We start from the raw sequence: 20,606 nt of genomic DNA, 5'->3' as shown, positions 1-20,606 counted from the left end.
CAGAATTGCCGCGTGACGGCATCCGGGGCAGGCAACGCGTACACGGGCAGGACCGAGTGCGGGAACCGCGTCAGCTCCCCGTGGCGCGACTTCCTGCGCACCGAGACGGGCGGCGCGGCCGTCCTCCTCGCGGCCGTGGTTGCGGCACTGGTGTGGGCGAACACGGACCCCGGCACGTACCGGGCGGTCTGGGACACCGTCCTCTCCGTACGGGTCGGGTCCCTCGGCGTCTCGCTCGGCCTGCGCGAGTGGGTCAACAGCGGTCTGATGGCGCTGTTCTTCTTCGTCGTCGGCCTTGAGGCGCGGCGCGAGTTCGACATGGGCGAGCTGCGCGACCGGCGCCGCGTCGCGCTGCCGCTCGTCGCGGGCGCGTGCGGCCTCGCCGTGCCCGCGCTGGTCTACCTCGCCCTCAACGCGGGACACGGCACGGAGCACGGCTGGGGGGCCGCCATGTCCACGGACACCGCCTTCGCCCTCGGGATCCTCGCCCTGCTCGGGCGCCGCAGGCTGCCGCCAGGGCTGCGCACCTTCGTCCTCTCGGTCGCCGTGGTGGACGACTTCGTCGCCCTCGCCGTGATCGCCTTCGCCTACAGCGGCCACATCGCGCTGCCCGCGCTGCTGACCGCCGTCGGCCTCCTCGCCCTCGTCCTGGCCGTCCGCGCGGCCGGGCTGCGGCAGGGCGCCGGGTACGCGGTCCTGGCGCTCGCCATCTGGGTCGCCCTCCTCGAATCGGGCATCGACCCCGTGGTCACCGGCCTCGTGATGGGACTGCTGACCTACGCCTACCCCGCGGCCCGCGACGACCTCGAACGCGCGAGCGGGCTGTTCCGGCGCTTCCGCGAGCAGCCCACCCCCGAGCTCGAACGCACCGCCCGGCGCGGCCTCGCCTCGGCGATCTCCCCCAACGAACGGCTCCAGCGCGCCTTCCACCCGTGGACCAGCTATGCCGTGGTGCCGCTGTTCGCCCTCGCCAACGCGGGCATCGGGATCGGCGCGGGCGAGCTGCACCGCGCCTTCTCCTCGACCGTCACCTGGGGCATCGCCTGCGGACTCGTCCTCGGCAAGCCCGCCGCCGTACTCGGCTCCACCCTCGCCGCGTCCGCCGCGACCCGGGGCCGGGTCCGCCCGCCCGTCGGCTGGGGCGCGGTCGGCGCGGGCGGCACCGTCGCGGGTGTCGGATTCACCGTGTCCCTGCTGATCGCGACGCTCGCCTTCCACGGCAGGCACCTCGCCGAGGCGAAGATCGGCATCCTCACCGCCCTGCTCGGTGCCTCCCTGCTGACCTGGGCGGTGACCGCCGCACTCGGCCGCCTCCCCAAGCCGCAGCGCGGCCGGGCCCTGCTCGGCAGCGCGGAACCCCTGATCGACCTCGCGGTGCCCGTCGACCCCGGACGCGACAAGGTGCGCGGGCCGCACGACGCCCCCGTCACCGTCGTCGAGTACGGCGACTTCGAATGCCCCTACTGCGGGCGCGCGGAGTCCGCCATCCGCGCCCTGCTCGCCGACTTCGGCGACGACGTCCGCTACGTGTGGCGGCACCTGCCGCTCACCGACGTCCACCCGCGGGCCCAGATCGCCGCCGAGGCCTCGGAGGCGGCCGCCGAGCAGGGCGCGTTCTGGGCCATGCACGACCTGCTCCTCGACCACCAGGGCGGGCTGCGCGTCGCCGACCTGCGCGGGTACGCCGAGCGGCTCGGCCTCGACCTGGAGCGCTTCGACCGCCACGTGCGGCGCCACGCGGGCGCCGCACGCGTCGCGGAGGACGTCGAGTCCGCCGACCTCAGCGGCGTCTCCGGCACGCCCACCTTCTTCGTCAACGGCCGCCGCCACACCGGCGCGTACGACATCGGCCACCTGTCGAAGGCGGTCCGCACAGCGCGCCAGCGCGCCCTCCTCGGCCTCGGCGGCTGGCCGCCGAGGGCCGGCCCCGGCGGGCGCCCCCGGGCGCGGCCCCTACGCGGAGCCCGCCCAGGTCCCCGGCGCGCCCGGCACCGCGCCCGGCCCGCCGTCGCCGCCGGGGTCCTCCGCCGCGCCGCCGTCCGGCTCCTGGACCATCGGCAGGCACACGATGAACCGGGTGTCGCCCGGACGCGACTCCACCCGGATGTCGCCGTGGTGCTTGTTGACGACGATGCGGTACGAGATGTCCAGGCCGAGGCCCGTACCCTCGCCGACGCCCTTCGTGGTGAAGAACGGCTCGAAGATCCGCGGCCTGACCTCGGGGGCGATGCCCGTGCCCGTGTCGCCGATCTCCACCAGCAGCCTGCGCCCGTCCTCCGCCCAGGTGCGCACCGTCAGGGTGCCCGAGGCGCCCATCGCGTCGACCGCGTTGGCGATGAGGTTGGTCCACACCTGGTTCAGCTCCGCGCCGTACGCGGGGATCTCCGGCAGCGTCCTGTCGTACTCCTTGACGATGCCGATGCCCGGCGGGACCTTCGCGCGGAGCATCGTCAGCGTCGCGTCGAGCAGCTCGTGCACGTCGACCGTCTGCTGCGGCGCCCGGTCCAGCTGCGAGTACTTCTTCGCCGCCCCCACCAGGTCCGACACCCGGGTGACCGCGTCGTCGATCTCGCCCATCAGCAGCTCGGTGTCGATGGCGTACGCCAGCCAGCGCACCGCCGAGTCCAGGTACGCCTCGCCCACGGTGTCCGCGACCGTCGCGAGCCACGGCACCCCCACGCCGCCCGCGACCAGCGTCGGCGCGATGTCCCACGGCTTCGCGACGCCGCGGTCCTCCAGCCAGTCCGAGAGCTCGTCCTCGGCGTCCGAGGTCTGCATCGCCGACAGCGCGGGCGCGGCCGCCGCCTGCTTGACCGCCGTGTCCTGCAGTTCCACCAGCTGGTGCAGCCGGGTGCCGTCGAGGCGTCCGTCGGCGATGAGCGCCAGCTTGTGCCGCATGCCCGCCACCCGGTCGCGCAGCGCCTCCGTGGCGCGCACCGCGGCCGCCGCCGGGTTGTTGAGCTCGTGCGTCAGACCCGCCGAGAGCGACCCGAGCGCGAGCAGCCGTTCCCGCTCGTTGACCAGGGAGTTGGCGGCCCGGGACCCGAAGAACAGCCCTTCGAGCAGGTGCAGCGCCATCGGGAACCACGTACGCACCGCCGTCGCGAACTCGTCCGCGGGCAGCACGAAGAACTCCGCGTCGCTGACCGCGCGCAGCGAGTTCTTGTACACCTGGTCGACCCGGTCCCCGAGATACGCCTGCGTCGCCCCCGCGTACACGCCGCGCTGCTCGGTCCTCGACACCTCGACATCGTCGCCGTGCAGCACCCGGCTGAGCGCCACCGCGCCGCTCAGCAGCACGTAGAAGCAGGTGGCGGGCTCGCCCTCCCGGTACACTGCGGTGCCGCCCGGCCGCCGCTCCCTGCGCCCGCGCTCGGACAGCCAGCGCAGCTGCTCCACGTCGAGCTTCTCGAAGAGGAACAGCTCCCGCAGCTCCCCGGGCGCCATCCGATCCGCCGTGCTCACTGTGCCTCCAGATAACGATGGGCCAGCGAGACCGCCATCGCGCCCTCGCCGACCGCCGAGGCGACCCGCTTGACCGAAGCGGCCCGCACGTCGCCCGCCGCGAACACGCCGGGCACGCTGGACTCCAGGTGGTAGGGGTCGCGGGGCAGCGGCCAGCCCGCCACCCGCTTCCCGCCCGCGACCAGGTCGGGACCCGTCACCACGAACCCGCGCGGGTCCCTGGCCACCACGCCGTCGAGCCACTGGGTGCGCGGCGCGGCGCCGATGAAGACGAACAGCCACGACGCGTCGACGGTCTCCGTCGTGCCCGACCGCACGTCCCGCAGGGTGAGCTGCTGGAGATGGTCGTCGCCCTTCGCGTCGGCCACCTCCGTGTGGGGGTGGACGACGATGCCGTCGATCGCGGCGATCTGGTCGATCAGATAGCTCGACATGGAGCGCGTCAGATCCCCGGAGCGCACCAGGACGTGCACCCGGCGCGCGTACCGCGAGAAGTAGACGGCCGCCTGGCCCGCCGAGTTGGCGCCGCCGACCACGTACACGTCCTCACCCGAGCAGTTCTGCGCCTCGGTGACGGCCGAGCCGTAGTAGACGCCCGCGCCGGTGAACTCGTCGAGGCCGGGCGCCGGCAGCCGCCGGTACGAGACGCCCGTGGCGAGCACCACCGTGTGCGCGCCGATCGACTCGCCCCCGCCGAGCCGCAGCACCCGGGCGGAGCCCGCCGCCTCCAGCGCCACGACCTCCCGCGCGCTGAGGATCTCCGCGCCGAACTTCAGCGCCTGCCGCCGCGCCCGCTCGGTGAGCTGGGAGCCGGAGACGCCGTCGGGAAACCCCAGATAGTTCTCGATGCGGCTCGACTGGCCGGCCTGCCCGCCCGTCGCCTCCCGCTCCACCAGGACCGTGCGCAGCCCCTCCGAGGCGCCGTAGACCGCGGCGCCGAGTCCCGCGGGCCCGCCGCCGATCACGACCAGGTCGTAGAAGTCGGACGCGGGTGTCGTGGACAGCCCGACCCGCGAGGCCAGTTCGCTCTCCGCCGGCGCCACGAGCGAGCTGCCGTCGGCGAGCACCACGAGCGGCAGCGGCGTGCCCTCGGGCACGCCGGCGGCGGCGAGCAGCCGCTCGCCCTCCGGCTCGTCCACCGGCAGCCACTGGTACGGCACGAGGTTGCGGGCGAGGAAGTCCCGGACCGCGAACGAGGGCCGCGACCAGCGGTGGCCCACCACCCGCGTCATCTGCGCGGCCGGGTCGGGCGTCGCCAGCCAGGTCTCTAGCAGCGTGTCGATCACCGGGTAGAGGTGCTCCTCCGGCGGGTTCCACGGCTTGAGCAGGTAGTGGTCGAGGTCCACGACGTTGATCGCGTCGATCGCCGCGTCCGTGTCCGCGTACGCCGTCAGCAGCACCCGCCGCGCCAGCGGGAACAGGTCCATCGCCTGTTCGAGGAACTCGATCCCGTTCATCTGCGGCATCCGGTAGTCCGCGAGCATCACGGCGAGCTGCTCCCCGCGCAGCTTGATCTCGCGGAGCGCGTCCAGGGCCTCGGTGCCCGACCCGGCGCGCACCACGCGGTACCGCTCGCCGTAGCGGCGCCTGATGTCCCGGGCGACGGCGCGGGACACCGTGGGGTCGTCGTCGACGGTCAGGATCGTCGGATTCGTCATGGCACCATCATCCGGGCAGCCCCCGTGGTCTTCGAACGGTGCTTCGTACCCCAGTCTAGGGACGGCGCACCCGAAGCCGCCCGACGTCGAAGCGGAGAGCGCTCTGCGAGCGCTCGGGCGCGGGGTGGTAGCGGCCGGCGGACACCGAAAGGTTCACGATCAGATACGCCTGCCAGCCCCGCCCCACGCCCCGGCCGTCCGCGAAGACCCGGCTGCCGTTCACCCACCACACCACCGACCCGGCGCCGAACTCGGTGCGCACCGTCACCCACGCCCCGGGCCGCAGCGCGGGGTCCCTGTGGTCGTGCCCCGCGCCGCCGACGTGGTTCGACAGCTCCAGCACGTCCGGGTTGTCGGGGTGGTATTCGAAGACGTCGACCTCGTTGCCGCCGTCCCGCCAGGTCCACACCGCGGGCCACGCGCCCAGCCCCTCCGGCAGCCGCGCGCGGACCTCCAGCACGTCGCCGGTACGCACCATGAAGGCGCCCTCGCTGCCCTCGGTGGTGAGCAGCCCCGTGTTCCACAGCCCGTCCGGCCGCCGCCGCGCGAGGAAGGCGCCGTCGCGGCAGTAGGCGGGATCGGTCACCAGGTGGTCGAGCTTGTTGTCGCCCGGGTTGACGGGCCCGCCGTCCGGATAGGCCCAGGAGCGGCCCTGGACCCACTGCCTCGTCGAGCCGAAGTCGGCCTCGAAGCACACCGGGCCGGACCTGCGCGGGCCGGACGCGCGGGGACGGGAGCGCTGGGAAGGGAAGAACGACGCGAACCACTGCTTCACGGACATCCGGGCACCTTAGGGAGTCAGGCCGCCCGGCCGCCCGAAAACGGCGGGGGAGACACCCCGCGTACGCGCGTACGAGCCCGGTACGGCGCCGCCGCCCGCGCCCCGACCGCACGCCTCCCGCACACGCGTACGCCGGCCGCGCGCGTGCCCGGCCGCGGGGCCTAGCCTGGGTCCATGCGGCTGCTGCTGACCTCCGACACCCACGTGCCCCGGCGGGCCAGGGCGCTGCCCGGGGAACTGCTCGACGCGCTCGGCGAGGCCGACGCGGTGCTGCACGCGGGGGACTGGGTGGACGAGCCGACGCTCGACCTCTTCGAGAAGCGCTGCCGCCGCCTCGTCGCGGTGTACGGCAACAACGACGGCCCGGGGCTGCGGGCCCGCCTGCCCGAGGTGGCGTACGCGGAACTGGGCGGCCTGCGGTTCGCCGTCGTCCACGAGACGGGGCCCGCGCAGGGCAGGGAGCGCCGCTGCGCCGAGCGCTTCCCCGACGTGGACGTGCTGGTCTTCGGCCACAGCCACATCCCCTGGGACAGTACGACGCCCGGCGGGCTCCGGCTGCTGAACCCGGGCTCGCCCACCGACCGCAGGCGCGAGCCGCACTGCACCTACGCCACCGTCGAGGTGGCGGACGGCCGGCCGGCGGACGTGCGCCTGCACCGGCTGCCGCTCCGCTGAGCGGTTCCGCCGCGCCCCGCGGCGCGGCGGTGTGCACGGGCCGGGGGCGCCCGCACACACCGGCCGGGTCAGGCGGCCGTCTTCGCGGGGGCCGCCGAGGTCAGCCCGGGAGGCGCGGCGGCGAGCGCCGAGCGGATCGCGTCGATCAGGGCGAGCGCCGACTCCTCGGTCAGCTCCACGGCCACCCGCGACGAGGGGCCCTGCGACGGGTTGAGGAAGTCGATGTTGACGGTGTGTTCGTACGGGGCGTGCTGCGGGTGGTCCACGTAGACCATCGCCTCGGTGAGCGCGAAGTAGCCGTCCGCGCCCTTGCCGCTGCCGTCGAGCGCGAACTTCTCGGTGAGGTAGGTGCACATCAGAGGTGCTTCCCGTAGAAGCGGAGGATCTTCTGCCAGCCGTCCGTCGCGGCCTGCGGCCGGTAGCTCGGCCGGTCGACCGCGAAGAACGCGTGCCCCGCGTCGTCGTAGCGGTGGAACTCGTACGGCTTGCCCTGCGCCTTGAGCTCCTCCTCCAACTCGTCGACGTGCTCGGGCGAGGGGTACTGGTCGTCGTTGCCGAACAGGCCGAGCAGCGGGCCGCGCAGGTCCTTCACCCGGTCCTTGAGCGGAGAGACCTGGAGCGGGAAGCCCTCCGGCGGCGTGCCGGTGACGAACGCGCCGTAGCAGTCGACGCCCGCCTGCACGTCGACGTCGGCGAGCGCGAGGAACGACTGGCGCCCGCCGGAGCAGTAACCGATCGTGCCGACCTTGCCGTTGGACGACGGCAGGCCGCGCAGGTAGGCGGCGGCACCGGCCACGTCGCCGACGAGGCGCTCGTCGGGCACGCCGCCCGCGGCCCGCGCGGCGGCGGCCGCGTCGTCCGGCTCGGCGCCGGGCGCCTCGCGGCTGTAGAGGTTCGGGCAGACGGCCGCGTAGCCCTCGGCCGCGAACCGCCGGACGATCTCCTTGGTGGGAGCGTCGTACCCGGGCATGTGGTGGATCACCACGACACCGCCGAACGGTCCCGCGGCCATCGGGCGGGCGGAGTACGCCTCGATGGTGTCCCCGCCGTGACCGGTGATGCTGATGGTCTCGGCCAGCACTGCGTCGTACATCGAAGTCCCTTCGGTGCGGATTGCTGGCTCGTACACTAAGCCTCTTTCCCGGGCCCCCCGGCACCGGCCCGCCCTCCCGGAGAACCCCCTTCCGACGGCCGCTGCACACCGCCGGGAGACGGTGAGGTGTCAATACGGCAACACCGCCCCGCCGCGGGTGAACCTGTGGTGTGATGCGCGTAGATACAGGGTGGACATGACATGTCCACCAGAGGGGAGAAGCACCTTCATGCGCACGTTCCACCAGGCCGCCGCCGCCACGGTCGCGGCCGGCGCGCTCGCCGCCGGCATCCTCTACGGGACCGGCGTCGCCGGCGCCGACAGCGGGAGCCACGGGCACGCCGGCTCGGAACCGGAGAACATCGGCCTGCTCACCGGTCAGATAGACGACTACTACGGTGCGACCCAGGCCGCGGACGGCACCTGGCACGCCTCGCCCGACAGCCCCTACGCCCGCGACCTCGCCCGGGTCGAGGCCCGCGCGGAGCACGACATCGCCCGCGCGAGCGCGGCCCGCCACGGCGGGCACCACGGCAAGCCGGCCATCGTGCTCGACGTCGACGACACCGCGCTGCTCAGCTTCACCTACGAGCGCGACACCCACTACGTCTACTCGGACGCCACCTGGAACGCCTTCGTCTCGAAGGCCGACAGGCCCGCCGTCTACGGGATGCCGAAGCTGGTCTCGTACGCCAAGAAGCACGGCGTCACCGTCTTCTTCCTCACCGGCCTCGCCGAGGAGCTGCGCGACCCCGCGGTGAAGAACCTCAGGAAGGCGGGGTACGACACCGCCCTGGACACGGCCCACTTCTTCACCAAGGACAAGGCCCACCCGCCCGCCTACCTCGCCGACTGCGCGACCGCCGCGGCCTGGAACTGCTCCACGGTCGAGTTCAAGGCCGGCACCCGCGCCCACATCGAGGCGAGCGGCTACGACATCGTCGGCAACATCGGCGACCAGCAGTCCGACCTGACGGGTGGCCACGCCGACCACGCGTACAAGCTGCCCAACCCGACCTACTTCGTCGAGTGAGGCATCCTCCGCGGCGGCGCCGGATGCCGGTCCGGCGTCAGCGCGCCGCCGCGGAGGCCGGCGACGGGCCCGCGGCGGCGGTACGGCGCACCGCGCGGGGCGTGGGCAGGGACACGGGGGCCGGCGGCTCGGCCTCCCGCACCACCGCGGCGGCGGCCCTGAGCGCACCAGCGGCGGCGGCCCGCTCGCGGAACCCGGGAACGCTGGGTTCCATGTCCTCGGACGCGGCACCGCCTGAGAGCATCATGGGCTGAGGTCCCCTTCCCCTCGGAACGCCGGCGCGCGCGCGTCGGCCTCCGCCCGCCTACCCCCTCAGCGCCGTTTCACCCCTGACGTGTTCGCGCACCTGCTCGGGTGAGAGGTACGAGTCGGTGTACTCGAAGTCGCGGAGGGTGGCGCGCTTCTGCGACTGGAAGCCCGTACGGACGAAGTCGTCGCCGGCCACCGCGTTGAGCATCCAGTTGGTGAACACGCGCGTCCTGGCGACATTGGTGCGCAGCGCCTGCCAGTGGTAGCCGCGCGCCACCGCCTGGGCCGGCATGCCGCGCAGCTCGATGCCGAGCGGCTTCGAGACGGCGTCGCGGCCGCCGAGGTCCACGACCAGGCCGAGGTCCCTGTGCTCGTAGGGGCGCAGCGGCTCGCGCCGCAGCGACGCGACGATGTTCGCGGCAACCTTGCGTCCCTGGCGCGTCGCGTGCTGCGCGGTCGGCGGGCAGACGGCGCCGTCGCCCGCGGCGAGGTCGGGCACGGCGGCCGCGTCGCCCAGCGCGAACACCCCGTCGATACCGGGCACCGTCATCTCCGGGGTCACCACGAGGCGGCCCTTGACGGTCTCGGTGCCGAGCGTCGCCATCAGCGGGCTGGCCGCCACACCCGCCGTCCAGATCAGGGTCCTCGAGGGCACCACGCGCCCGTCGGTGAACGTGACCTCCTCGGGGGCGGCCTTGGCGACGGACACCCCGAGCGACACCTCGATGCCGCGCCCGCGCAGGATCTCCAGTGCGCTGCGGCCGAGCTTGTCGCCCAGCTCCGGCATGAGCCTCGGCGCGATGTCGATGAGGTGCCACTTGATGAGTTTCGGGTCCAGGCGCGGATAGCGCCGCGCCGCGTTCGTCGTCAGGCGCTGGAGGCACGCGGCCGTCTCGGTGCCCGCGTAACCGCCGCCGACCACCACGAACTGGAGCCGCGAGGCACGCTCCGCCTCGTCCTGGCTGGCATCCGCGAGGTCCAGCTGAGCGATGACGTGGTCGCGGATGTACGCGGCCTCGGCCAGCGTCTTCATGCCGCGCGCGTGCTCCACCAGGCCGGGGATGTCGAAGGTCCTGGTGATGCTGCCGGGCGTGAGGACCAGGTAGTCGTACGGCTCGTTGACGGTCTCGCCGGTGATCTTGCGGACGACGCAGACCTTCGCCTCGTGGTCCACGCCGATGGCGCCGCCGGGGATGATCCGGGTGCGGTGCCTGCTGCTGCGGCGCAGCGACACGGCGACCGACTGGGGGGTGAGCACGCCGGAGGCGACCTGGGGGAGCAGGGGCAGGTAGAGCTGGTAGGAGAAGGGGGCGACGAGGGCGACGTCCGCCTCGCCCGGGGCGAGGCTGCGTTCGAGACGGCGTACGCACTCGACACCGGCGAAGCCGGCGCCCACCACGAGGATCTTCGGTCGTGCCACGGTGTCGGTCCCTTCTCGGTACTGCGCGGTCGTCACTCGACTGCCCCCTGATCCCGGTCCATCACCCCCATCTTCGCGACGCTTTTCCCGCGGCGCCACGCAGTGGAGGCGCCCGGGAGAGCGCTGCGGGCCGGGGGCGGCGCCGGCGAGGGCGCGCCCCCGGCCCGGTCAGGCGCCGGTCACCGAGGTGAGGTGCGCGAAGACGACCACGTTGGCGGAGTAGCCCTTCGCGCGGTCGAACTGCCCGCCGCAGGTGAGCAGTCGCAGTTCGGGCCGCCCGGTGTCCCCGTACACCTTCTTGTCGGGGAAGCCGCCGCGGCCGTAGGTGTGCACCGCGTCGACGGTGAACACCGCGGTCCTGCGGTCCTGCCGGGTGACCTTCACCGCGTCACCCGGGTGGAGGACGCCCAGGTTGAGGAAGATGGCGGGCCCCGTCCTCGTGTCGCGGTGGCCCACGATGACGGATGTCCCCTGCTCACCGGGGGACGGGCCCCCGGCGTACCAGCCGACCAGGTGGGGCCGGCTCATCGGAGGGGTGCCGAGCCTGCCGTGGGCGTCGAGCCGCAGCCGCATCACCGGCGCCTCGATCACGATGCGGGGGATGGCGAGCTTCACCGGCGGGGAGGCCGGCAGAGGCGCGTGGGACGCGACAGGGGCCGGCCGCCCCGCCCCGCCGCCGGCCCCGTCGGACGCGGCGACGGCGACCTGGGAGCCGTCGTCGGGCCCGCCGCACGCCCGCACCACACCGAACAGCAGCGTGGCCGTCACGCTCAGGGTGAGCGTGAGGCGGACGGCGCGGCTCGGGCCGCGGCGGCGACGACGGCGGCGGCGGGGCGGCGGTGGCCGGTGGGCCACCGGCCTGGGGCGTGGGCGGGGTTGCGGGTGCGGTCGGGGACCGGGCCTCGGCGCGTTACGCGACGCCATGGACGCGACGGCGGGCCCTGCGCACGAAGACCAGTCCCGCGGTCGCGACGGCGCCCGAGACGAGCAGCGGCGCGGCGACGGACGAGCCGCCGTCGCCGCCGGCGGTCGGGGGCACACCGCCGCCGCCCGCGTGCACCGCGCCGTGCGGCTTGTTGTCCGAGGCCCCGCAGTTGACCTCGAACTTCTTCTGCTTGGGGACACCGCCGGGGAAGGTCCAGGCGAGCGTGTACGTGCCGTTCGGCAGCGACAGCGTGCCGGTGGCGCCCTTGCCCTGCTTGAGCGTCAGCTGCCCCGTGAGGGTCGGCTTGTTGGGGACCTTGGGCAGCGGGGTGACGGTCCACGTCAGGGAGGTGAGCGTCTGGAAGTTGGTCCCGGCCAGGGTGAACGAGCAGACCTGCGGGGCGTCGCTGGTGTTCGACGCGGGGACACCGGCCGGGTGGACCTTGAGGTCGCCGCTGTCGCCGGGGGCGGCGACGGCGGCGGAGGCACACAGCAGGGTCGTGCCGGTGAGGGCCGCGGCGGCCAGGGCCACTGCCCCCGTGCGGGGACGACGAAGGCGGGGAGATGCCGAGAGGGACATGCGAGGCTCCTTCAAGCCGTGTGATTGTCATACGGATCGGCCGAACGCCCCACTAGATGTCATGGTCGCGGAACGAAAATATGAAGAAACTCTGAGGGGGTGCGACATCTCACCCGGACGGCCCAGCCGCCGCCCCCGCGAGCGCGCTCGTGGCGCTCACCCCGACCGGCCCTGCGACGGGCTAGGGTCGCTGCGGACCGGCTGCCCCGGCCCGGCAGGCCGGGCCGGCGACCCCAAGGGACACGATGAAACGCCAGCTCCGTCGTCGCGCCGCCCTCTCCCACTCCCTCGCCCTGCTGATGCCGCTCGTTGCGGGCGGCCTCGCCCCGCTCGCCGCCGCCCCCGCCGCACGCGCCGCGGACGGCTCCTGCGGCCCCAGCGTGCCGTACCGCTCAGGCACCTCGGGCTACCACACCTTCCGCATCCCGGCCGCCGTCGCCGCCCCCGGCGGCACCCTCCTCGCCTTCGCCGAGGGCCGCCGCGACTCGGCGGCGGACGACGGCGACATCGACATCGTCCTGCGCCGCTCCACCGACGGCGGCTGCACCTGGGCGCCGCTCCAGGTCGTCGCCGACGCGGGCGGCGGCACCGCGGGCAACCCCGCGCCGGTCGTCGACCCCGCCACCGGAGACGTCGTGCTGCTGTCCTGCGGCACGGTCGGCGGCGCCACCGAGCAGGAGATCGTCGACGGCGCGGTCAGCCCCGCCGCCCGGCGCGTCTACGTCCAGCGCTCCACCGACGACGGGGCCACCTGGTCGCCGCGCCGCGACATCACCGCGGACGTCAAGCGCCCCGGCTGGAACTGGTACGCCACAGGGCCGGGCCACGCCGTGGCGCTGCGCGGCGGCCCGCGCCCCGGCCGGCTCCTCGTGCCCGCCAACCACTCGCTCGCCTCCGGCGGCAGCAGCGGCGGCCACGCCCTCTACAGCGACGACAGCGGCGCGACCTGGCACATCGGCTACGTCGCCGACGAGCCCGGCACCGTCAACGAGAGCACCCTCACCGAACTCGCCGACGGCACCGTCTACGTCAACGCCCGCGACATGGGCGGCGGCGCCACCGCCCGCGACAGCGCGTACAGCACGGACGGCGGCCGGAGCCTCGCCGCGCCGTTCACCGCGCAGCCCGACCTGGCGGGACCCCAGGTGCAGGGCAGCGTGCTGCGCGCCGACGACGGGCGCCTGCTGTTCTCCGGGCCCGCCGACCCCGCGTCCAGGCGCCGCATGCAGGTCCGCACCAGCCCGGACGGCGGCAGGACCTGGCGGCCGCTGTGGACCGTCTCCGAGGATCCCGCGGGCTACTCCGACCTGGTGCAGCTCACCCCCTCCGAGGTCGGCCTGCTCTACGAGACCGGCACGGCCGACTCGCGGGAGACCATCACCTACCGCCCGCTGCCCGCCTGAGCCGCCCGGGCGCGCCTCGGACGGGCGGCACATACCGCATGCGGTGCAGCAGGCCCGCGTCCTCGAAGCCGAGGGCCCGGTACATCCCGGCCGCCCCCGGCTCGGCGCCGAGGACCGCGCGCGGCGCGCCCCGCTCGCGCGCTGCCGCAAGCGCGGCCCGCGCAGCCGCCGTGCCGAAGCCCCGGCCCCGCGCGCCCGGTACGGTCGCCACGTTGTACAGACCCGCCACTCCGTCATGCAGGAACACCGACGCCACGGCGACCGGCGCGCCCGCCGAGCGCACCACCACGTGCTGCATCGGCGCGTCCTCGGCGAGGGACAGCGACGCGAGGGCGCGGTGGAAGAACCGGGCGGCGGCCGGCCGGGTGCCGTACGCAGCGCCGTGCACGGCCGTGAAGTCCGCGAGGGCGTCCGCCGAGCGCACCGGCCGGGCCTCGGCCGCGGCGGCCGGGTGGGCCCCCCGCTCCTCCCCGGCCAGCGGCGCCGCCATCATCCGCACCGGAGCCAGCGCGCGGAACCCCAGCGCCGCGAGGCATGCGGCGAGCCCGGACGGGCGGGCCGAGGGGCCGATCCACCAGTCCTGGGCCCGGCCGGGCACCGCCGCCCCGCGACGGACGTCCCGCACGCGCTCCGCGAGCCCCTCCGGTGCGAAGTCGGGCGCGAAGACCGTGTTGAAGGGGCGCGCGTCGGTGTCGGCGCTCACCGACCAGCAGTCCGCCGCCACATCGAGACGCACCAGCGGGGACGCGCCGTGGTGGCTCAGGTAGGCGTACGGGTTGGCCTCGATCCGCACTGTCAGCGCACCGCCACCAGCACGCAGCTGTTGCCGACCTGCCACACCGGGCCCGCCTGCGCGAAGCCCGCGGCCCGCAGCATCGCCGCGTGCCGGTTGAGCGTCAGGCCGTTGTTGCCCGCGCTGCGGCCGTCCGCGCGCCGGCTCTCGGCGTGGCCGCCCGCGGCCGGCGCGCCGTGGCGCCGCCTGCGCTCCGCGAACAGGTCGGTCAGCTCCGGGTCCCGCTCGGCCGCCGCCCACCAGGACTCCCAGTCCTCGTGGGCGAACGCCCGCTGCCGCCGCGCCCGCCTGCGCCCGACGTGCACGGCGATGTCGGCGGCGTCCTCCGGCACCAGGTGGTCGGCGTTGACCAGGACACCGCCGGGCCGCAGTATCCCGGCGAGCTGCGTGTAGACGCGCTGGAGCCGGTGGCCCGGCAGGTAGTGCAGCGCCGTCGTGGAGACGGCCGCGTCGAGCGGCCCCTCGATGCCGAGCGCCGACGTCCAGTGCGCGGCGCCGATCTCCGCCTCCACGTACCGCACCCGGCCCGCCGCAGCCGCAAAACGCGCGTGGGCGCGCGCCAGTTCGAGCAGCACCGGGTCCATGTCCACGGCGACGATCCGCGCCCGCGGCAGCCGCCGGGCGAGCCGCACCGCGAGCGACCCGGGACCGCAGCCCAGGTCCACCACCACGGGGCGCCGCCGGCCCGCTGCCACGTGCTCGACCACGTCCGCTACCACCGTGAACCGCTCCTCGCGGTCGATGGCGTACCGCTGTTGCTGCCGCTCCCAGCGCTCCACCCACCGCGCCGCCGTGGTCGTGCTCAGGCCCATCGCGCTCGGTCACCTCTCGTTCTCGAATCCCGCGTCCCGGGGAGGTGACAGAAATCTACACTCGAAAACGGTTTTCATCTGCATTGGCCTCCGCGGCGGGCCCCCGCGCGCGGGCACCCCGCGCGCCCGGCCGGGGAACTCACAGTGTGTCAAGGACCGCGAGGAGCCGGTCGATCTCCTCCGGCGTGTTGTACACGTGCAGGCTCACCCGGACCGAGGCGCGCGGCTCACCGTCCCGCGCCTGGCAGTGCCCGTCCGAGCGGACCATGAAGCCGTGGCTGTAGAGGATGAAGCCCAGGTCCGCCGCGTCGATCCGGTCGTGACGCAGCGTCACCAGGGCGCGCCGCCGCTGTACCTGGCTGTCCGCCGCGAGGCTGAGCGCGCAGCCCAGCACCTCGTACGGCCGCATCCGGTCGAGGCCGTCCGTCAGCCGCGCCGCGAGACCCACCGTCCACTCCTCGATCCGCTCCACTCCCGCGGCGTCCAGCCAGTCGAGGGCCGCCTCCAGACTCGCGATGCCCACCGTGTTCGGTGTCCCGGCCCAACCGCCCGGCTCGAACGCGGGGCCGCGCAGCCCCCGCGACCACACCGCGCCCGTGCCGGGCAGCGCCAGCGCCTTGTGCCCGGAGAAGACCGCGAAGTCCACGTCGAGCGCGGCCAGGTCCACCGGCACGTGACCCACGCTCTGCGCCGCGTCCAGGCAGATCACCGCGTCGGGACCCACCGCCCGGCGGATCCGGTGCACGTTCATGTCGCCGCCGTACACGTGGTGCACGTGCGTCGCCGCCACGAACCGGGTGCGCGGGCCGGCGAGCCCCGCCAGCGCCTCGGTGTCGTAGTCCCGCGACCCCGCCTGGTACGGCATCTCCCGCACCGCGATCCGCACCCCCTGCCGGGCCAGCAGGTCCCGCGCCTCCAGCCACGGCATCGCGTTGGCCTCGTGGTCGCCGAACGGCACCACGATCTCGTCGCCGTCCGTGAGGAACCGCGGCAGCCAGTCCAGCGCGACCGCCCGCAGCCCCTCGCTCGTGCCGCTGGTGAAGTGCACCCGCGACCGCTCGGGCACCGGATCGCCGAGGAACGACTTCACCCGCTCACGCACCCGCTCCACCATCGCCGTCGTCGCGTTCGCCCACGGGTACGTGCCCCGGCCCGCGTTGGCGTTGGACTCCGTCACGTACGCCCTGGCCGCCTCCAGCACAGCGGCGGGCTTCTGTGCAGTGGCGGCGCTGTCCAGATAGGCGAGGCCGGGGTGCGCCGTGATGATCGGGAACTGCGCCCGCAACGGCTCCTGCCACGCCCGCAGATGTTCGGGAAAGGGGCCCACCGCACGTCACTCTCTGACCAGTTCGCCGCCGCCGTCCCGCCAGGCGACGATCCCGCCCGCGAGGCTGCGCACGTCCGGATGGCCGAGCCGCGTCAGCAGCGCCGCGAACCCGGCGGACCGCTCGCCCACGGGACATGCCAGCAGCACCGGGCGGCTCTTGCTGAACGGCAGCCCGTCCCGCACCAGTTCCTCGAACAGCTCGTCCACGATGTTGACGGAGCCCTCGATGTGGAGCGCCGCGTAGGCGAACGGGCTGCGCAGGTCCACCACGAGCGGGTCCTCCGCCGCGATCCACCGCCGCGCCTCCGCCACGTCGAGCGACACCGCCTTCGCCACCTCGTCCTCGGAGAGCGCGGCCACCGACGCGCCCCGCGCCTCGGCGCCGAACAGGTCGGGCCGCCGCTTGCGCACGTACCCCAGATAGCTCTCGATCCGGTCGCACACGATGAACACCGCCGTGGCGCGCCGCCCGGAAGCCGTCAACTCGGCGTCGTAGGGGCGCAGATGGCGCACCGCGCCGAAGTACGCCGCGCCGCCTGTGGGCCCGGAAAGCACCCCGCACCTGCGGGCCAGCGTGAGCATCCCCTCGATGGCCTCGCCCGAGGTCACCGCGTCGATGCGCCCGTACGCGCCGGGGTCGAACAGCCCCACCTCCTGCACCTCGTCGATGGTCCGGATACCCGGCACGAAGTCCGACTTGTGCGCGACCAGGCCCACCACCTCGACCTCCGGGTTGTGCGCGCGCAGCACCCGCGCCACCCCGGTCGACGAGCCCGCGGTCCCCACGCACGCGACGAAGAAGTCCGGTGCGCGCCCGTCCAGGTCGCGCACGATCTCCGGGCCCGTGCCCGCCGCGTGCGCGTCCGCGTTGCGCGCGTTGAAGTACTGGTCCGTGTGCAGATAGGCGCTGCCGGGCTCGGACAACTCCTGGTGGAAGCGGGTCAGCGGGTCCTCGGTGTCGGTGGGGTCCAGGCACTCGCTGCGCCCCGGCAGCTCCTCGATCTCCGCGCCGAGGAGGAGGAGCAGCTCCTTGATCTCCGGCACCTTCATCCGGTTGGTGACGCTCTTGAAGCCGAGGCCGTGCATGCCGGCGATCAGCGCCAGCGCCTTGGCGGTGTTGCCGCTGGACAGCTCCACCAGCGTGCTGCCGCGCTCCACCGCGTCGGGCAGCCCGGGACGCGCCATGTTCCAGGCGGCCCGGTCCTTCACCGATCCGAAGGGGTTGAACAGTTCGAGCTTCGCGTACAGGTCGACCGAGGCGAGACCGTGCACGGCCGGGTCGATGCGCAGCAGCGGTGTGTCGCCGATGATGTCCGTGACGCTGTCGTATCTCATGCCCTCGCCTCTTCCCGCGGGTCGGATCCGCCGCCGTGGGCCGGGGCGGCGGCCTCGGACGGCCAGTAGTGGGTGTCGAGGCGCCACCGCCAGGCGCCTCCGTCCTCTTCCACGGCCACCTTCCGTGCCCTGGGCCGCCGTTGGGCCTCGTGTGCGCCGAAGTCCATGCAGTACGCGGCGGTGTTGGCGAAGCACAGCAAGTCACCGGGGGAGGGCAGCCCGGGCAGGGTCACCAGGCGCTTCGTGATCAGGTCGGACTCCAGACACAGATTGCCGAAGAGATAGGCCCCGACCGGCTCCCGCGCCCCCTCGCCGGCGTCGCCGCGCGGCACGAGCAGCGGGTCCACCAGGATGCCGTGGTCCTCCAACGGGCAGTCGCCCGCGTTGAGATCGAGCCGTACGGCCCAGGCGCCGCCGTCCTGCGCGGTGTCCCAGCGCCGCACTTCGAGCACCCGCGCCAGCGTCACACCGCACTGGTCCGCGAGGGCGCGGCCCGGCTCGGCGTACACGTCGTAGAGGTTCTCGAGGAGCAGGGTCGACAGCGTCCGGCCGAGCGAGGGCGCCCGCATCGAGAGCAGCTCGTCCAGGTACGCGGGACCCGCCACCTCGCGGTACCCGGGGTACAGGGCGAGGCCGCCGGCCAGGGTGCCGCCCTCGTTGCGCAGGCCGTACCCGTGGTTCCCCCAGGTCAGCGGCGGCCGGTCGGCCAGCACCGCGCGGATCAGCTCCGTCGTGTACGCCTCCCACTGCCCGGCCTCGGCCAGATAGCTGACGCCGAACCCGCCGCCGATGTCGACCACCCGGGGCCGCAGCCCCCGCGCCCGGCAGGCGTCCATGGCCTTCACGCAGCCCTCCAGCGCGAGGGCCTTCTCGTCGAGGCTGACGGTGTCCAGGTGGTAGCCGACCCCCAGCAGCTCCACGGCGTTCCCGCAGCGCTCCAGCGCGTCCAGCAGCACCGGCAGCCCGGCCACCGGTGTGCCGAATCTGCTGCGCCGGGTCAGCCGTCTCACCCCGGAGGAAGGGAACCCGGAAAGGCGCAGCAGCACCCGCACCGGCCGCAGGGCGTGGGCCCGTACGAGGGCGGCCAGCGCTTCGAGCTCCTCCTGGCCGTCGACGTGGAATGTCACGCCGACGCGGGCCCCGAGCCACCGGAACGCGGGATCCTTCGGCCCGGTCGCCGCGATACGGTCGGCGGTGAAGCCGCAGGCCAGCGCGTGCTGCAACTCCTCGACCGACGCCACGTCCACCGACGAGCCGGTCGCCGCGAGCCGCCGCAGCAGCGCGCTCGACGCGGACGCCTTGTGGGCGAAGAAGACCCCGCCCCCGAGCCGGTGCCGGCGCAGCACGGCCTCGAAGCGCGCCGCGTTCTCGGCGATCTGCTCGGGCAGCACGGCGTTCAGCGGCGTGCCGAGCCCGTCGGCGAGCGTGTGCAGGAACGGCGCCGCCCGGGTCAGCGACGCGGCGCGCGGTGCGAGCGCCGGCCGCAGACAGAGCGGATTCGGCTGGTTCTGCGGGCCCCCCACGGCGTCCTGACCTCCTAGCGGAGCGGCTGTTCACCACTCGTGATCGGCTGTGTGCCCGATGCAGCCTTTCCAGCGCGCCATGCCTTCATGCAATGAAAACCGTAATCATTCGCCCTGGTTGAGGCGGGGACCGCACTGGGGACGCGCCTCGGGCCCGGCCCGGGAGGCGCTCGGGAGCTGGCATGATCGGAGGCATGGTGGAACGTGTGGTCGCCGCGTGCGACGGGGCATCGAAGGGCAATCCCGGACCGGCGGCGTGGGGCTGGGTCGTGGCCGACGCCGAGGGCAGGCCGGAGCGCTGGGAGGCGGGGCCGCTCGGCACCGCCACGAACAACGTCGCGGAACTGACCGCTCTCGAACAGCTGTTGACCGCCACGGACCCCGCCGTGCCGCTGGAGGTCCGGATGGACTCCCAGTACGCCATGAAGGCCGTCACCGAGTGGCTGCCCGGCTGGAAGCGCAAGGGCTGGAAGACGGCGGCGGGCAAGCCCGTCGCCAACCGGGAACTCGTCCAGCGCATCGACGACCTCCTGACGGGCCGCCCCGTCGAGTTCCGCTATGTGCCGGCCCACCAGGTCGGCGGCGACCCGCTCAACGACTTCGCCGACCGCGCGGCCAGCATGGTCGCCCAGCGGCAGGAGGCCGCGGGCAGCGCATACGGCTCCGACGCCCCGCCGCCGAGCGCGACGGGCGAGGGCTCGGCCGCCGCCGGCCGCGCACGCCGTACGGGCACCGGCATGGGCCAGGGGGCCGCGCCCCGCAAGCGCACCGGGTCGGCGGCCGGCCGCACCCTCAAGGCCAAGTTCCCCGGCCGCTGCCGCTGCGGCCGCTCCTACGCGGCGGGCGAGGAGATCGCGAAGAACGACGACGGCTGGGGGCACCCGGCCTGCCGTACCGCGACCGCCTGACCGGCTAGGGCTCAGGGGCAGAGGAGCAAGCGGTACGCGGAGGTGGCAATGCCGGAGCTGTTCGACGTGGTCGACGCCCTGATCGAGGACCACGCCCCGCTCCCGCCCCCGGCCGGGCGCAAACGGCTCCGCGAGGCGCACGGCCTCAGCCAGGAGCAGGTGGCGAAGGCGCTGCGGGTCCGGCGGACCACGGTGATGTCCTGGGAGAACGGCAGGACGGAGCCGCGCTCCTGGTGCTCACCGCGCCCGCGGCGGCCCGCTTCGGCGGCCTGCCCGCCGAGCTCGCGGACCTGGCCGCCCTGCGCCTGCCCGAGTCCCGTCCCGCGGTCAAGGCGCTCGGCCGCGCCGGCTGGCGGCTCACCCGGCGCGGCTTCGGCCCCTGGGTCCGCGTCTGCCGGCCGGCGGAGGGCGGCCGACGCCGCAGCGTCCAGCTCGCGGTGCTCCCCTGGGACGCGTTCGATTCCCGCGCCTGGCGCGGCGCGGCAGGCCTCCCGCCCGCCAGAGCAGCAGCTCCGGGACATCGCCGCGGAGGGCCTCCAGGAGGTCTGCTTCCGGCACAACGGCCGCCGGGCCGACGGCCTCCTGGTCGGGTTCACCGACATCGACTACCTGGAACTCGACTACTGA

At 74.3% G+C, this 20,606-nt stretch carries 19 protein-coding genes and 1 pseudogene; 6 read left to right on the top strand and 14 right to left on the bottom strand.

Annotation, left to right across the window (positions count from 1 at the left end):
* Positions 1 to 12: 12 nt before the first annotated feature.
* Positions 13 to 1,896: pseudogene (locus tag ABEA77_RS03925) on the top strand (Na+/H+ antiporter NhaA); the annotation flags it as partial.
* A gap of 57 nt (positions 1,897 to 1,953) precedes the next feature.
* Here the strand turns inward: ABEA77_RS03925 and ABEA77_RS03920 are convergent.
* Genes ABEA77_RS03920 through ABEA77_RS03910 form a run of 3 tightly spaced genes read right to left on the bottom strand, consistent with a single transcriptional unit; the run spans position 1,954 to position 5,904 of the window.
* Entirely contained in the window at positions 1,954 to 3,447 is a 1,494-nt protein-coding gene (locus ABEA77_RS03920; protein ID WP_345641641.1) for an ATP-binding protein, read from the bottom strand.
* A 14-nt stretch (positions 3,448 to 3,461) separates the two neighbouring features.
* Entirely contained in the window at positions 3,462 to 5,123 is a 1,662-nt protein-coding gene (locus tag ABEA77_RS03915; RefSeq protein ID WP_345641170.1) for an NAD(P)/FAD-dependent oxidoreductase, read from the bottom strand.
* Positions 5,124 to 5,178: 55 nt separating this feature from the next.
* Positions 5,179 to 5,904, bottom strand: a complete 726-nt coding sequence (locus ABEA77_RS03910; RefSeq protein WP_345641167.1) for a glycoside hydrolase family 16 protein — start codon at positions 5,902 to 5,904, stop codon at positions 5,179 to 5,181.
* Between the two features lie 174 nt (positions 5,905 to 6,078).
* On the opposite strand from ABEA77_RS03910, the gene ABEA77_RS03905 reads away from it, so the two are divergent.
* Entirely contained in the window at positions 6,079 to 6,579 is a 501-nt protein-coding gene (locus ABEA77_RS03905) for a metallophosphoesterase family protein (protein WP_345641164.1), read from the top strand.
* Positions 6,580 to 6,647: 68 nt separating this feature from the next.
* Here the strand turns inward: ABEA77_RS03905 and ABEA77_RS03900 are convergent, their stop codons facing one another.
* Positions 6,648 to 6,935, bottom strand: coding sequence for a DUF6295 family protein (locus tag ABEA77_RS03900; protein WP_345641162.1), 288 nt, complete (start codon positions 6,933 to 6,935; stop codon positions 6,648 to 6,650).
* Positions 6,935 to 7,672: a dienelactone hydrolase family protein gene (locus ABEA77_RS03895; RefSeq protein ID WP_345641159.1), complete on the bottom strand. Its 738-nt coding sequence runs from the start codon at positions 7,670 to 7,672 to the stop codon at positions 6,935 to 6,937. The genes ABEA77_RS03900 and ABEA77_RS03895 overlap by 1 nt, the downstream gene beginning before the upstream one ends.
* Before the next feature lie 229 nt (positions 7,673 to 7,901).
* Here ABEA77_RS03895 and ABEA77_RS03890 point away from each other — a divergent pair, with 229 nt between their 5' ends.
* Complete coding sequence (locus tag ABEA77_RS03890) at positions 7,902 to 8,705, top strand: HAD family acid phosphatase (protein WP_345641158.1); 804 nt, start codon at positions 7,902 to 7,904, stop codon at positions 8,703 to 8,705.
* Between the two features lie 37 nt (positions 8,706 to 8,742).
* On the opposite strand, the gene ABEA77_RS03885 is transcribed toward ABEA77_RS03890, so the two are convergent.
* The 4 genes from ABEA77_RS03885 to ABEA77_RS03870 form a co-directional block, all read right to left on the bottom strand.
* The gene (locus tag ABEA77_RS03885) at positions 8,743 to 8,952 is read right to left on the bottom strand and encodes a hypothetical protein (RefSeq protein WP_345641157.1); all 210 of its coding nucleotides are present in this window, start codon (positions 8,950 to 8,952) and stop codon (positions 8,743 to 8,745) included.
* Positions 8,953 to 9,009: 57 nt separating this feature from the next.
* The gene (locus tag ABEA77_RS03880; protein ID WP_345641155.1) at positions 9,010 to 10,374 is read right to left on the bottom strand and encodes an NAD(P)/FAD-dependent oxidoreductase; all 1,365 of its coding nucleotides are present in this window, start codon (positions 10,372 to 10,374) and stop codon (positions 9,010 to 9,012) included.
* 168 nt (positions 10,375 to 10,542) lie between these two features.
* Positions 10,543 to 11,142, bottom strand: a complete 600-nt coding sequence (locus ABEA77_RS03875) for a class F sortase (protein WP_345641152.1) — start codon at positions 11,140 to 11,142, stop codon at positions 10,543 to 10,545.
* Between the two features lie 142 nt (positions 11,143 to 11,284).
* On the bottom strand, positions 11,285 to 11,878 hold the full coding sequence (locus ABEA77_RS03870) for a hypothetical protein (protein WP_345641149.1): 594 nt from the start codon (positions 11,876 to 11,878) through the stop codon (positions 11,285 to 11,287).
* A gap of 245 nt (positions 11,879 to 12,123) precedes the next feature.
* On the opposite strand from ABEA77_RS03870, the gene ABEA77_RS03865 reads away from it, so the two are divergent.
* Positions 12,124 to 13,281, top strand: coding sequence for a sialidase family protein (locus ABEA77_RS03865; protein ID WP_345641148.1), 1,158 nt, complete (start codon positions 12,124 to 12,126; stop codon positions 13,279 to 13,281).
* Here ABEA77_RS03865 and ABEA77_RS03860 read toward each other — a convergent pair.
* The 5 genes from ABEA77_RS03860 to ABEA77_RS03840 form a co-directional block, all read right to left on the bottom strand.
* Positions 13,256 to 14,074, bottom strand: a complete 819-nt coding sequence (locus tag ABEA77_RS03860) for a GNAT family N-acetyltransferase (RefSeq protein ID WP_345641146.1) — start codon at positions 14,072 to 14,074, stop codon at positions 13,256 to 13,258. The genes ABEA77_RS03865 and ABEA77_RS03860 overlap by 26 nt on opposite strands.
* Before the next feature lie 2 nt (positions 14,075 to 14,076).
* Complete coding sequence (locus ABEA77_RS03855; RefSeq protein WP_345641143.1) at positions 14,077 to 14,886, bottom strand: class I SAM-dependent methyltransferase; 810 nt, start codon at positions 14,884 to 14,886, stop codon at positions 14,077 to 14,079.
* Between the two features lie 139 nt (positions 14,887 to 15,025).
* On the bottom strand, positions 15,026 to 16,171 hold the full coding sequence (locus ABEA77_RS03850) for an aminotransferase class V-fold PLP-dependent enzyme (RefSeq protein WP_345641140.1): 1,146 nt from the start codon (positions 16,169 to 16,171) through the stop codon (positions 15,026 to 15,028).
* Positions 16,172 to 16,219: 48 nt separating this feature from the next.
* Positions 16,220 to 17,548 carry a pyridoxal-phosphate dependent enzyme gene (locus ABEA77_RS03845; RefSeq protein WP_345641137.1) on the bottom strand — a complete coding sequence of 443 codons (1,329 nt, stop codon included), beginning with the start codon at positions 17,546 to 17,548 and terminating at the stop codon, positions 16,220 to 16,222.
* Positions 17,545 to 19,071, bottom strand: a complete 1,527-nt coding sequence (locus tag ABEA77_RS03840; RefSeq protein ID WP_345641134.1) for a type III PLP-dependent enzyme domain-containing protein — start codon at positions 19,069 to 19,071, stop codon at positions 17,545 to 17,547. The genes ABEA77_RS03845 and ABEA77_RS03840 overlap by 4 nt, the downstream gene beginning before the upstream one ends.
* A 182-nt stretch (positions 19,072 to 19,253) precedes the next feature.
* On the opposite strand from ABEA77_RS03840, the gene ABEA77_RS03835 reads away from it, so the two are divergent.
* Positions 19,254 to 19,979, top strand: a complete 726-nt coding sequence (locus ABEA77_RS03835; protein WP_345641131.1) for a ribonuclease H family protein — start codon at positions 19,254 to 19,256, stop codon at positions 19,977 to 19,979.
* A gap of 48 nt (positions 19,980 to 20,027) precedes the next feature.
* Positions 20,028 to 20,606: a helix-turn-helix transcriptional regulator gene (locus tag ABEA77_RS03830; protein ID WP_345641128.1), complete on the top strand. Its 579-nt coding sequence runs from the start codon at positions 20,028 to 20,030 to the stop codon at positions 20,604 to 20,606.

Source organism: Streptomyces tremellae, assembly GCF_039540215.1.
In the GTDB taxonomy this organism is placed as follows: Bacteria; Actinomycetota; Actinomycetes; order Streptomycetales; family Streptomycetaceae; genus Streptomyces; species Streptomyces tremellae.
The sequence above is the reverse complement of the archived record's forward strand: the minus strand, read 5'-3'. Positions and strand labels throughout refer to the sequence as shown.

Coding starts and splice junctions, on each gene's coding strand:
- ABEA77_RS03905 (WP_345641164.1), top strand. CDS start 6,079: ATGCGGCTGCTGCTGACCTCCGACACCCACGTGCCCCGGCGGGCCAGG.
- ABEA77_RS03830 (WP_345641128.1), top strand. CDS start 20,028: ATGCCGGAGCTGTTCGACGTGGTCGACGCCCTGATCGAGGACCACGCC.
- ABEA77_RS03855 (WP_345641143.1), bottom strand. CDS start 14,886: ATGGGCCTGAGCACGACCACGGCGGCGCGGTGGGTGGAGCGCTGGGAG.
- ABEA77_RS03885 (WP_345641157.1), bottom strand. CDS start 8,952: ATGATGCTCTCAGGCGGTGCCGCGTCCGAGGACATGGAACCCAGCGTT.
- ABEA77_RS03895 (WP_345641159.1), bottom strand. CDS start 7,672: ATGTACGACGCAGTGCTGGCCGAGACCATCAGCATCACCGGTCACGGC.
- ABEA77_RS03845 (WP_345641137.1), bottom strand. CDS start 17,548: ATGAGATACGACAGCGTCACGGACATCATCGGCGACACACCGCTGCTG.
- ABEA77_RS03900 (WP_345641162.1), bottom strand. CDS start 6,935: ATGTGCACCTACCTCACCGAGAAGTTCGCGCTCGACGGCAGCGGCAAG.
- ABEA77_RS03890 (WP_345641158.1), top strand. CDS start 7,902: ATGCGCACGTTCCACCAGGCCGCCGCCGCCACGGTCGCGGCCGGCGCG.
- ABEA77_RS03865 (WP_345641148.1), top strand. CDS start 12,124: ATGAAACGCCAGCTCCGTCGTCGCGCCGCCCTCTCCCACTCCCTCGCC.
- ABEA77_RS03835 (WP_345641131.1), top strand. CDS start 19,254: ATGATCGGAGGCATGGTGGAACGTGTGGTCGCCGCGTGCGACGGGGCA.
- ABEA77_RS03870 (WP_345641149.1), bottom strand. CDS start 11,878: ATGTCCCTCTCGGCATCTCCCCGCCTTCGTCGTCCCCGCACGGGGGCA.
- ABEA77_RS03920 (WP_345641641.1), bottom strand. CDS start 3,447: ATGGCGCCCGGGGAGCTGCGGGAGCTGTTCCTCTTCGAGAAGCTCGAC.
- ABEA77_RS03910 (WP_345641167.1), bottom strand. CDS start 5,904: ATGTCCGTGAAGCAGTGGTTCGCGTCGTTCTTCCCTTCCCAGCGCTCC.
- ABEA77_RS03915 (WP_345641170.1), bottom strand. CDS start 5,123: ATGACGAATCCGACGATCCTGACCGTCGACGACGACCCCACGGTGTCC.